Source organism: Pirellulales bacterium, assembly GCA_033762255.1.
Classification (GTDB): Bacteria; Planctomycetota; Planctomycetia; order Pirellulales; family JALHPA01; genus JANRLT01.
Map to the genome: position 1 here is coordinate 24,442 of JANRLT010000005.1, position 12,767 is coordinate 37,208.

The following is a 12,767-nucleotide window of genomic DNA, read 5'->3' on the forward strand; positions in this document are numbered from 1 at the left end:
ATGTCCGGCACGAGTCCGCCGGTCAATTGCGCACGCGTCCGTAAGACCAAGACGGCGCACGGTGCGAAGGTTCTTCCCCCGCGGGAGCGACTGCTAGCACTAGACCCACATTCAGGACTCAGGGGGGAATCGCATGCAAGCGAAGTTTCGTTTTGGAGTGCTGCTGGCGGGCTTGGCCACGATGGCCACGGGCTGTCATTTGCCGCACAACGCGCCGGGTGAACACGCGCAGCGTCTCCGGCCGCTGGTAACACCGCATACCAATGTCCTGCCGCCGGCCCAAATGCTGATGCATCCCGGCCCCGGCGTGGATGGCCCCGGCCCGGGGGTCTTTATGACGGGGAGTCCCACCGATGGCGGAGGGGCAGGTTGCAATGGCCAGGGGGCCAGCTCGCAAATCGGGTTTGTGGGGATGGACGGTATGAAAGTGACCTGGGATGTCACCACGCCAGGGGCATTTGATTCCGCCCCGCTGATTTTTCCGGGACGTTACAACTTTGGCCAGGGGGCCATCTATCGGCTCAAGCTGACCGATATTCCGGGCAACGCCGGGGTAGAGTTATACCCCACCTTGGAAGTCGCGCCGACCACTCCCCGGACCGAGGCGTTCCTCGCGCATAACTACATTCCGTTCCAGTTGACCAACGAGGACTTTGCCCAGGTCCTGTCCGGCAACTTTGTGACCAAGGTCATTTACCTGCCCGACGCCGAACACCAGGAATTGGCCCTGGCCGGGGTGGAAACCCTGGTCAGCACGCGGCTGGACCCTGGTCTGGACCCGATCGTGGAAGCCGATCGCAAAGGCTCGATCCTGGCGATTATTCGCGTCGGTAATAAGGACCTCCAGGCCCCGGGCGGGAACGGTGCCGGTATGGTGGTTCCGCTGGGCTATGCCGCGGGTGCGGGAGCTTGCGGACCCAATGGCGATAGTTGCGGACCAAACGGCGGTAGTGGCGGTGGACTGCAGGCCTTTATGGCGGGTGTTACGGCTCCCAGTTATGGCATGCCGATCACCGGCACGCCCATTGGCTTGCCTGGTCCGGCGCACATTCCGCTGGGGCATCCCGCGGGTTTGCAGCAGCATGTCATGCGCAACCACACGCACATGCATATTCCCGGACCGACCGAAAAGCTGAAGATCAATGTCGCCCAGCGTCCCGGTCTAAGCTATCCGGCCCAGCCGCATCATGTGCGGATTATCGAATCCAACCGTGTGCCGCACATTCCGTTTGTGCAGCCCAAGGCTGACAAAACGCACATCCTGCCGGGGGAATGGCCGCCGGTCCGCACACATCATGGCGGCGCCGCCGTATGTGATGACGGCAACTGCGATCCCAGCAGCTACAGCACCAGCGCGGATTGCGAACCGGGTGCCACCGTCCCCGCCGCGCCGACCGCGGCGGATTACGACGCTGAGTAACCGTTGGAGATTTTGATGCGATTCACCAGCCGGATGCGTCTTGGTCGCGCGTCCGGCTGGCTCCCATCAACACGGGGAAAAACGATTATCTATCCTTTTTCTGTCAGCCAGATTCATGGCCGGGAAAAGGGAGTGTAATGCGACCAGCCGATCCGCGACTTGTCTATTTTTTGCGGCAACGACCATGACCGATCCAGCCATGATGATATTGAGCGGTTTATTGCGCTTCTGGCGCGGCTGCTGCTGCGCCGCCTTGCTTTTGCAGCCGGGGTTGTGGCTGCTCGCGCAAGACAACTATCCCCATTTTCAGCATGGCGGAGCCTTGCCACCCGGAGAAATCGGCCAAAAACGGCTGCTGGGGGGGGGACCGCTGCCAGGGTATTTTCAACCAGTGGAATTGATCGCTCCGGGCGGAAGCCAGGTCAGCCTGGCTATCGAGGGGCAATTTACCCAGCCGCTGGCGGCTCCGGTCAAGCTGGGCCTGTTGATTGGCTCGGTTTATCGATACAAAATCACCAACATTCCCAACCAACCGGGGCTGGAGATTTATCCCACCGTGGAATTAATTGACCGGACGTATCCTCCGCGGGGCGAGGAATTTCGCTTTCCGGTTCCCATTGAACTGACAGATGAAGAAATGTCCCTGGCGCTCGGGGGAAAATTTGTCACCCGCGTCATTTATATCGAAAACCCGCAAGCCGCGCTCCCCCAGCATTACCAGGAACAGTCCTTTTTTGAGGTGCGTCCCGGCGATGATCCGTTGGCCGTGGCGGATCGTTTGGGGCGGCCGATTGCCATTTTGCGAATTGGTGGTCGATTGCCGACCAACAGCCAAACCCCGGGCAACGATTTCTTGTTTGGCTCTCCAGCGATGCTCCTTAGCCAAGATGTGGTGCGGCAGCTTTATCCCGACCTGGCTCCGCCGCAGCTACTACCTGCGAAAAATTCCCTAACGCAGTCACTTCCCAAAATGACAACTCGGCCCGCTGCCATCCGCCTCAATAGCCCCGCCGCCGCCGTGGCGACGGATTCGCCGCCAAACAATGCGGGTACTCGTTAGCGACCACTTGATGACAATGACGGTTTAACAGCGGATTCCCTCGGCTCATCCAATAGATTTTGACAGGTACTGACCCATGCGTGTTTGTTCGATACTCCTTGCCTGTCTGACAATCGTGTCCGTGTCGGGTGGTTGCCGTTCCGGGGGGCGTAGGCCTGTCTTTCGTCCCACGACCACCGTCATGCCCAGCACGGCTGCCCTCCACGAGGCACCGCATAAAAATCCCGAGCTGGCGGGGGATCCCTCCGCCGGACAAGCGACAGAGACGTCATGGGAAATTGCCGACCAAGGAAATACGTACGCGGCAACCACCATGCCCGCCGCTCCCCACCTGAATCCGCTCCGCCCGCATCAGCCACGGAGCCAACCGCAGTTTGACGCCGCGGTGCTACCCGCCAGCGCGCAAGAGCCAGCAGCGGAAATTTCCACCCCGCCACCTGCCGCGGTTAATAACCCTAAAACACCCTATTCGCCCGATCCGGACACGATTAACCCGCCCCTCGAGTCGATTCCCTATCATACCGGCGGCACCGCCCAAATGGCCCCCGTGGGGAGTATGCTGGTGGGTAATTTTCCGCCGGGTGGAGCTAACTGCCCCACCTGCGGACCGCAGGGAAATATCTCCCCGAATAGCTGTCCCGCGGATGCAGGAGGAGTAGGCTCTTGCGACGCATTCGCCTCGTCGGCGGCCTGCCCCTTACCCCAAGGGTTATGCCAGGGTCCCTGGAAGCCGGACGGTTTGCGTTGTCCGTGGCCGGCGGATGAATATCTTTGTGACGGGGGAGACCAACTGGCGCTCGCCCGCGTGCAGAATGACTGGACGGTCCAGGGGTTGGATGCGGAGGATACCGTCGTGCATTATGACAGCGAGGATGGGCGGGTCTATGTGGAACCGAGCAACCGCGTCTGTATTTATGCCCCCCGCTTTGCGGCTGTCCGCCGGGTGGATGGGCTGTTTGCCGAAAATCAACTGGTCAAAGCAGGAGGGGTGGATCGGCCCCTGGGACCGGAACTGGTCAACGAGAAATTGTTAGCCAGCACCAAGGTGCAGCCGTTAGCGCCGGTGGAAGATCTGGGGGCGAAGCAAACCAATATCTATGAGGGGCAAAATCACGGTATTCCCCTTATTGGCGAACAAAACCCGCGCTCGTTTCAGGATCGGCTCAAGCCCGCCGCCGCGTTTGACCAGTTGATGGCGGCCCGGTTGGATGATTCACTCAAGCCGTTTCTGGCGACAAAGGCCCTAGACGCCATTGTCTGGACGGCCGACCAGGCAGTGCAGGTGGAAATTGACAATGTCAAAGCGGCGGCCGACTTGGCCACCCAGGCCCCGCAAATTGTGTTTGAGGTGTGTCCCGGCCAACCCCAAATCCGGCTGGTCAAGGCCGCTTCCACCAACTCCGCCCAGCCCGGTGAAATTGTCCAGTTCGTCCTGCGATATGAAAACGTGGGCCAGCAAACCATTGGCAATGTCACGATTATTGACAGTTTGACGACGCGGCTAGAGTATGTGCCGGAAAGTCAGCAAAGCAGCCGTGAGGCGAAGTTTTTAACCCAGGAGAATGCGGGGGAATCGCTGGTCCTGCGGTGGGAGATCGCCGAACCAATCAAACCGGGTGAAGGGGGGGTGATCGTGTTTAAGTGCAAAGTGCGGTAGAGTACAAGATGCAATTAACAATTGATAATTAAAAATTAATAATTGACAAACTCATTTTTACTTCAGCGCCGCTTGCCCCCAGCACCCCTGTACCTGGGCCCCCCTGCCCTCTACCACCCCTCATGGGCGGTTTTTAATCTGAATTGCAAATTTGACACTAGCCCCGTTGTTCAAATACAATAGTTTACTGGGATAGTGTCCAGAGACTTTTCTTGCCGCGGCCACTCCGAACGCGGCCACCATCCCGTAAAAAATCGCCCAACAGCCTAGCTGTTGACAGGCGATGGCTGGCTTTGCCGGGCGTTTTGTGCCTTCCATCGGGCGGATCCGGGGGGATTTGCTGGATTGTAGGGACTGGTGGCGAATTTGCCCTAAACCAACCTCCGGTTTTAGCTGTAGTGAGTGTAGTGCCGGTGCCGGTCAAAAACTTTGTAAGTTTTGACCTGCCATTAATTTCAGACGAGCCGCGATTGGCTATTTGCCAGTTGTCGCGGTCATAACAGAGCGCGGACCAAGTGGAGGAGCGTGGCAATGGCCAAGGGTGAAGCATTTTGGGGAATTGATATTGGGCAAAGCGCGCTCAAGGCGCTCAAATGCCGCGCGGCGGATTCCCCCGATAAAATCGAGGCGGAGGCGTTTGATTTTATTGAATATCCAAAAATTCTCAGTCAACCCGACGCCGATCCGGTGGAGTTGATCAAGGACGCCCTGGAGGAATTTTTAAAGCGCAACCAGGTAAAAGGGACACGGGTGGCGATTTCCGTTCCGGGGGACCGGGGTCTGCCCCGCTTTGTCAAACTGCCTCCCGTCGAATCCAGCAAAATTCCCGATCTGGTCAAGTTTGAGGCCCGCCAGCAAATTCCCTTCCCGCTGGAAGACGTGGTGTGGGATTTTCAGCAAATGCCCGGCGGGACCGAGGAAGACGGCTTTTCCATGGAGACCGAAGTGGGCCTGTTTGCCATGAAACGGGACCAGGTCTTTCGTTCGTTGCGGCCATTTACCAACGCCGGCATCGAAGTCGATATCGTGCAGTTGACGCCGATTTCGCTCTTTAACTATGTGGTCTTTGACCAGATGCAGGATTTGCCCCCGCCGGAAAACTTCAACCCGGAGGATCCCCCCGAATCGCTGATCGTCATGTCGCTGGGGACCGACACCAGCGACTTGGTCGTGACCAACGGTTATCGCGTCTGGCAGCGCAGCATCCCCATTGGCGGCAACCACTTTACCAAGGCGATCACCAAAGATCTGAAAGTGACCTTTTCCAAGGCGGAACACCTCAAACGCAACGCCATGAAGGCGGAAGACCCCCGCGCCATCTTTCAGGCCATGCGGCCCGTCTTTAACGAACTGGTCACCGAAGTCCAACGCTCCCTCAACTTTTTTAACAGCATCAATCGGACCGCCAAACTAGGCAAAATATTGGCCCTGGGCAACACCATGAAGTTGCGCGGCCTCCAAAAGTACCTGGCCCAAAACCTGGGCATGGATGTGGAGACGGTGGAGGATTTTCGCGGCTTGACCGGCAGCGGCGTGGTCAAGTCTCCCGCCTTTCAAGAAAACCTGGCCTCCTTTGGCGTGTCGTATGGGCTGTGTATTCAGGGGCTAAATCGCGGCGTGTTGTCGACCAACCTGCTCCCCGGCGAGATCCTGCAGGCCCGCGAAATCCGGGCCAAAAAACCGTGGGCGGTGGCCGCGGCGGCCTTGCTGCTCGTTGGTTGCGGATTTAGTTATGCCGGGGCGTGGAGGATGTACAAGACCGCGGACTTGGCACCTTATCAACAAGTTTTTGGCCAGGTCAAAGACGTCGCCCAAAAGTCCAAGACCGAACTGGAAGAATTTACCGCCCTCCAAGAGAGCTACAAAACGGTCGATAACCTGGGTCAAAGCATGGCGCAAATCGCCGAACGCCAAATGCTTTGGCCGGTGCTGGTGCATGCCGTACAGCAGTGCCTGCCCCAAGCTGGCAAAACCCCCGAGGAGATCATTGCCCAATCTCCCGAGGTGGGGAAGCGCGATGTGATCTCGATTGGCTCGGTCGATTGTGAAATGGTGCCCGACCTGGCCGTGTGGTTTACCGGAGTCAAAAGCAAGTACGAAAGCCAACATCCCAATTTAAAGAAGACCACCGCGCCCGCCGCCGATGCGGCTCAGGCTGAAGCGGTTCCCCCGGCGGATGCCAGCGCCGCGGCTCCCCCCGCCGATCCCAACGCTCCCCCTCCCGCCGATGCCAGCGCCGAAGCCCCCGCCTACGGGCCGAAGGGCAAAGGCTATGTCATCGAACTGCGCGGGCACCACTATCACAATAACGACTCCTCGGCGGATAGCGGCGTGCAGTATTTGCAAAAAACGTTTATCCGCAACCTGGAAAACAAGAAAATCAAAATCAAAAATCTAGATGGCAAGGAAGAAACCGTCACCCTCAAGGAACTGGGAGTCGATTTTCCGGTCATTTACGACCAGACCTCGATTGAAAGCGTGATGATTCCAAATCCCTACGCGGCCAGTGTCAACGCCACCTCCGCGGTTGTGCCCAAGCCCCCCGGCGCGGCTCCCATGACTCCCGGCAATGCGGCGCAACCAATGCCCCCGATGGCAACCGCGGCGGAAATTATCCCCGAGATTCCCGCTAAGAAGTTTTCCTTTGTGCTGCAATTTGCCTGGACGCCCCAGACCGAGACACAGCGGGCGGCGGAACGCGTCCGCGTGGAAAAGGAAAGAATAGCCAAGGAAGAGCAGGAAAAAGCGGCCGCCGCTAACAACGCCAGCACTGAGGAAACCAACTAGGGGTGGGTTTTTGACCCCTCTGTTTTGCCAGTTGCTGCCCTTGGTCTTTACCCCGCTACTATAGGATTCAACCAGCATTTTGTGGAAAGAATGTCATGACAAAAATTGAGCAGATCAAAGATTTTTTGGATAAGTATTTGTTTTGGATCCTCAGCGGCATTGTGGTGCTGGCGGGGTTGTTTTCTTGGTATTGGGGGGGAGGCCACCTCAATCAAAAATACGCCCAGGCCGTGGAAGAAATCAAAAAGAATAAACAAGAGGTGACGCAAATCACTAGCCAGGGGATCGACGGCAAGCATCCCAATGATGATATGGCCAGCAAGCTGACCAACTTGATCAAACAGAACCGCGAACAAACCCTCAAAGCCTGGAAACAACTGTATGATCGCCAATATCGCGATATTTTTGTTTGGCCCGCCAAACTGAGCGAGGAATTTCACGCATTTATTAAGGACAATTCCCCCGCGGATGAAATCGAATTTAACCTTCGGGTCGAATATCAAAACTTTATCCCCAATGAGTTTAAGCGGATCGTGGAGGATGTCTTTCGCGCCCAGTGGCCCCAGGAGGACGAAACATCCGGAGGCAGCCCCTTGATTCGTCGCGGACCGGGAGCCGGCCGCGAGGGAGGCGTCCTCCGCTCTCCATCCGCCCAGGCCGCCTCGGCCCTCCCCACCGTTCCCGACAAACTCATCTGGGTCGGCCTGGAGGAAATTAGCCAACGCTATAAATGGAGCGAAGTCCCCACCTCCACCCAAGTTCGCCTGGCCCAAGAGGACATGTGGGTGTATCAGCTATTTGGCCAGATCATCAGTCAGGTCAACACTAACGAACAAGGGGTACCGTACGAGCCGTACCTGCGTCCGTTACGGGCTATATTGGAACTTTCGATTGAATGGTACGCGGCGGAGGAAATGCCGAACGGCACGGGCGAAAAGCGGTTTTTGCAGGCGGAAGCGGCGGCCCCCAGCGGAGCCGAAGCCGCCCCCGCGGAAGGTGTGACCGATCCCAACGCCCCGCTGACCCGTCCCGCGCGGGAAAATGCGGTGGCCGCCAGTAGCAGTCGGGGAGCGCGGCGGGGATTTCCCTCGCGCGATGCGGTTGCTCCCTCGAGTGATGCCCCGGAAGCCGCTGCGCCAGCCACGGGGGGCGCGGCCATTGATACGGAGTTGCTGAATTGGCGGTATGTGGACAATGACAGCCGTCCGCTGATGGCCGCGGACTTGACATCACCGGAAAAATCCAAAGGGTTGTATCGCTTGATGCCATTCACGTTGCGAGTGCAAACAGTTCCCGCGGGATTTGTCAAACTGTTGCAAGCTTGCAAGGATGCGCCGCTACCGGTGGAAATCCGCCAAATTCGAATCAACCACCAACTTAAGGATGAATTTTTTGCCGGAGCCACTGGAGTGAGTGGCTTTAGCTCTGGTGGGGGGACCGAAGAAATACCGGCAATGCAGCCGGGTGAAATTATTGTGGAATTGCGAGGGGTGTTGTACTTGTTTCAACCCTTTGACGAAAAGCTGGTCCCCGCCGTCGGTGCCGGGGATGCTCCGGCGAATGACGCCGCCACTGAAACCCCCATGAATGAAACCACTCCCGCGGATAATGCCCCCGCGCCCGAGAATCCGGATAACCCGCCGATGACCGATCCCGCGGCACCGGCAGACGCTGTACCGCCGGCTGACGCTGCACCACCGGCTGATGCCGCGGCACCCATGGATAACGCGGTACCACCGGCTGACGCGGCGGCACCCAGGGATAATGCCACACCTCCTGATCCAGCGCCGGCTCCACCCCTGGATGCGGTCCCGCCAGCGGACGCTCCGGCTGAGTCGGGCATGTAATTGAGATAGGCATCAAGGGGGGATAGTCATTAATCGTGGGAATAAAGCCAGATGGCGGTAACGGGGCCTATTTACGAAAGAACCGGTTTTGTAGGGCGGGGTGCGGTTGGATTTGGCTGGACGGAAAAAATATGATTGCGTGACACACCGCAAAATTTTAGGATAAAGTTTATCTACCGGGAGATGATGCCTTTATCGTCCGGTGGAGTGTAAGGCTTGATGAATCAGCGAAATCGCGGAACAGTGGGGGGCGGGTGAATCGGGCGGATGTTGGTTTTCTTTGTGCATAGTTACGGAAATCTTTCTTGAGGAACAGTGAATCCCATGGCCAAAAAAGCAAAATCCGCGGGTATCATGGATTTGGTCAAGCAACACGTCGAAAAAGGTGTTTTTGCCCTGGTCGTGGTGGCGTTGCTGCTGTTTATTTGGTCCTCGTTTCGCAAGGGATTAGAGCCCGAATTGGCCGTGGCCGAAATTGATAAACTTTCCAAGGAAGCGGACGAGTACATTACCGTTACCAAGACGCTCCCTCCCAGCTTGACCGTCAAGGTGGAGCAATATCCCGACCAGGCGCAAAAAGTTTTTGCGGACGGGGGGTTGCGGGATGTCCTTGAGCCTACGGCCTGGAATCCGCTCGTTGTTACTGAAATCCAGAAACGCAGCCAGCCCATGTTGTTCCCTATTGAGGAACTCTACGCGCATACAGTGATCATGAATGTTTCGTTGAATGATCAAAAAGCCCTGGAAGAAGCGGAAATTGCCAAATTGGAAAAAGACAAACAAGAGGCCGCTCGCAAGGCAAAGGAAGAAGAACGCCGCCAACGCGAGGAAGCCCGTCGGGCCGCTGCCGCCGCCAGGACTGGTGGCGGTATCCAGGCGGGTGGTGGTCCCCGAAATCCTGGGGCGTTGTTTCCACCCGGTACCGGTGGGGCCAAAGGGAGCGAAAAGAGCGGCGATAAGGGTGTTGGTGGCATCATCCCTGGCGCTGTCGAGGAAGAATCCGTCGATCATCCCTCCATGGTTCGGGGGGTCACGGGCGTGCGCTCGGTCTCGCAACATGCCGCGGTCGTGACGGGACTTATGCCCTATAAAAAACTCTATTCAGAATACCGCCGTAACCTCACCGAAAACAAAGAGGTCCTGGCGGACCGCCAACCCATCTTGGATGAACCCTTGATTGTCAGTTATGCCGTGGAACGGGCCGAAGTGGTCAATCCCGCCGAACCGCTGGATAAACTCGCCTGGCAGGACATCACCAAAACTAGCGAGCAATGGTTCCTCGACAATCGCTTTCACCTGGAAAAACAAGAAGAGGTGGTGCCACAGCCCTTTATCGCCGACCGGACCGCCATTGTGGGCAAGGCACGTCCCATGGCCGCGCCGGTCGCGGGGGCTCTGCCCGCACCCCCCGCTTCCCAAAGTTTGACGTACTTTCTGCCCAAATTGACTGATCGGCTGTGGCGGCGCGACGCCACCCATCCCCGCGTGCCGCTGGTGACGGATTTACCCCCTGATGAGCAGGCCCTGGAACAAGCGGGAGACGTGTTTGCCGGTGAAGAATCGCAAAACATTATCGTCAATGAATCCACCGAGGAACCCGTGGATGCGGCCCTGGTCGATGATCCCTCGGTGGAAATCCCCGAATACAAACTCTTTCGATTTATGGATGTCACTATCGAGCCGGGCAAGGCGTATCGCTATCGCGTGACGCTGACGTTTTATAACCCCAACTACGGCGTCGATCCAAAATATCTAAAGGAAGCCGACAAAAACAAATTCCCCGAAATCAAGGGTTCGCCCAGCGAACCCAGCAACTTAGTGACGGCCAAACCCGCCAGCCGAATCTATGCCGAGGAAGTTCGCGTCTCAAACCGCCCCACGGAACGTTCCAACGCCAAAATCTGGCATTGGGCCATCGATCCTTCCCGCGGCATGGCGCTCATGAAGGACTACTCCGGGGTGGAGGTTGGCGATTTATTGGAAAATGTTGCCACCTTTAAGAACAATATTGTGAATTATCTGGTCGGCGGCACCCAAGAAATCACCAACTTTCTTTTTCACACCGGGGATGGGTTTTTGGTCGATATTCGCGGCGGCGATAAGCACCCGACGCTGGGCACAACCTCTTCGGGGGAAGTGATTTATCAGGAAAATGGGCAGTTACGGACCAGCCATGCCCTGCGTGACAAAGTCCGCGCCGAGCAATGGAAAAAACTGCATATCATTGATGAAAGCCAGCAAGGCTCTCCCTATGGCAGTGGCGTGCCTGGATTTAGCGTCCCCGGTCTGGGCCGTCCGGGCGAAATCATGCGGCCTGGATCGCGATAAACCCAACTCCAGGCCTGGATGCCGCCAGCTAGAAAACGCCTTGCGGAAAATGACTTTGATTATCCGCAAGGGTTCATCAACCAAAGCCCCCCGAACCAGCAAGAACCAGTTTTTGTCGCTGTTGAGGGGGCGATGAGTCGCTTTTTCCGCGGTACTTCCGCCCCTAGGAGGACAACCGTCGGTTTGCTAGAATAAGGCGTATCACGCCCCAGGTTATCCCTAGGGTTAAGCGGACCCGAATTGCACGGTTGTTATTGTGGCTCAGGAAGAGGAGCGTTGGCGACGCCCTTTTTTCTGCTAGTCACGGGTTTTGGTCGTTACCTGTCATGTCAACGCCTGACGGGTCATGTGGAACATCTCGGCAATGGATTATTTTGTATAAACAAAGTTACCAACCGGGGCGTTAAAGTGAATTACCCGGGCGTGAATTAGTAAAACAGACAGGGGATTTACGAAATTCCTTGGGTATTTTAAAAGTGTAATCAGGTGTATGATATAGGCAATTTTAGGGGTAGTTATGTTTTATGGGTATGTATGTTTATTGGGTATATAAGTAAGTAATTCCGTATTACTTGATACGTGTTTTACGGTTATTTGGTAAGTGTTTTTTTATGAGAGCTCGTAGCTCAGTCGGTAGAGCAACGGACTTTTAATCCGTGGGTCGTGGGTTCAAGTCCCGCCGGGCTCAGTCGGTCGTGAACGTTGACAAGCGTTCATACGTTTGGGATTAAGAGAGAGGTACTCGGTGTGGCTGTTCTCAGGTACGGCCGCTCCCCGCGTCCCCCACTCGAAGCCCCGGCCGGAATTCCTAACCGGCCGGGCATATTTCACGACCCTTGGTCCGGCATGCGCCGGGCCAAGGGTTTTTGTTTGGTCAGACGTTTATGGTCGTGAAATCGCCTGAAAAGTGATTGACAGGCGTTCACACGTTTGGGATTAAGAGAGTGGATGAAGGCTGTGCTGTTCTCATGTGTGGCATTGCCCGCCTCCCCCCTCGAAGCCCCGGCCGGAATTCCTAACCGGCCGGGCATATTTCACGACCCCGGATTGGCCCTGCGCCACTCCGGGGTTTTTTATTTAAGGGTTAGTTTATGAATGAAAAGCCCAACAGAACGCCCACGAGCGAGGTCCGCGCTGTACTGCACTTTGGGATTCGCAACGGCTCCCCTGGCTCGGTGCATGTGTTACTGCCGGCAATTCCCCAAGTTAGCTCGATCTTCAATGTGGAAGATAATGGCCATAATTCACGTTGGATTGTTAAATCCGTGGAATATGAACTATTTCAGTTATCGGTGGGCGTCGTCAATAACAAACGCACCGCTTCTGCACGGTTGAGCATTGATTTGATCCCCCTGAAAAGGCGCAGGCGGGTTACGAGTAAAGATTTGCCCTGACCCCCTAAGCTTTGTTTTCCTTTTCCAACGAGTAATCACAGCTAATTTCAGCCCGAATAGAAAATTCGGGGTCGATCCTCTCTAGCCGTTTGTCGATCCCCCATATTTTAAGAGCCTTGAATAACTCATGGACATCTTGAAATGTGCCTTGAAAGTCGATGCGGATTGCTTGTGGCAAAACCGCGGCCATGATGACTTTGCCGCCCTTGCTACTCATCGACTTTGCTTTTGTTTTGCGCTTGGCCATGATCGTAGAGCTACGGACTAACACACC

The 12,767-nt window shown here is 56.5% G+C and carries 8 protein-coding genes and 1 tRNA gene; 8 read left to right on the plus strand and 1 reads right to left on the minus strand.

The window, feature by feature from the left end:
* Positions 1–133 precede the first annotated feature (133 nt).
* The 8 genes from SFX18_00640 to SFX18_00675 all read left to right on the plus strand — a co-directional run bounded on the left by SFX18_00640 (position 134) and on the right by SFX18_00675 (position 12,493).
* On the plus strand, positions 134–1,420 hold the full coding sequence (locus SFX18_00640; GenBank protein ID MDX1961625.1) for a hypothetical protein: 1,287 nt from the start codon (positions 134–136) through the stop codon (positions 1,418–1,420).
* 184 nt (positions 1,421–1,604) lie between these two features.
* Positions 1,605–2,480, plus strand: a complete 876-nt coding sequence (locus SFX18_00645; GenBank protein ID MDX1961626.1) for a hypothetical protein — start codon at positions 1,605–1,607, stop codon at positions 2,478–2,480.
* 181 nt (positions 2,481–2,661) lie between these two features.
* A complete protein-coding gene (locus SFX18_00650; GenBank protein MDX1961627.1) occupies positions 2,662–4,137 on the plus strand; it encodes a hypothetical protein in 1,476 nt (491 codons plus the stop codon).
* A 531-nt stretch (positions 4,138–4,668) separates the two neighbouring features.
* Positions 4,669–6,924 carry a type IV pilus assembly protein PilM gene (gene pilM, locus SFX18_00655; GenBank protein ID MDX1961628.1) on the plus strand — a complete coding sequence of 752 codons (2,256 nt, stop codon included), beginning with the start codon at positions 4,669–4,671 and terminating at the stop codon, positions 6,922–6,924.
* Positions 6,925–7,019: 95 nt separating this feature from the next.
* Positions 7,020–8,771 carry a hypothetical protein gene (locus SFX18_00660; protein ID MDX1961629.1) on the plus strand — a complete coding sequence of 584 codons (1,752 nt, stop codon included), beginning with the start codon at positions 7,020–7,022 and terminating at the stop codon, positions 8,769–8,771.
* Between the two features lie 324 nt (positions 8,772–9,095).
* Positions 9,096–11,099, plus strand: coding sequence for a hypothetical protein (locus tag SFX18_00665; protein ID MDX1961630.1), 2,004 nt, complete (start codon positions 9,096–9,098; stop codon positions 11,097–11,099).
* Between the two features lie 615 nt (positions 11,100–11,714).
* Positions 11,715–11,787, plus strand: a tRNA-Lys gene (locus SFX18_00670).
* Positions 11,788–12,190: 403 nt separating this feature from the next.
* The gene (locus SFX18_00675; protein ID MDX1961631.1) at positions 12,191–12,493 is read left to right on the plus strand and encodes a hypothetical protein; all 303 of its coding nucleotides are present in this window, start codon (positions 12,191–12,193) and stop codon (positions 12,491–12,493) included.
* A 4-nt stretch (positions 12,494–12,497) separates the two neighbouring features.
* Here the strand turns inward: SFX18_00675 and SFX18_00680 are convergent.
* Positions 12,498–12,767 (minus strand): hypothetical protein (locus SFX18_00680; protein ID MDX1961632.1); only part of this gene is annotated, 270 nt, incomplete at its 5' end.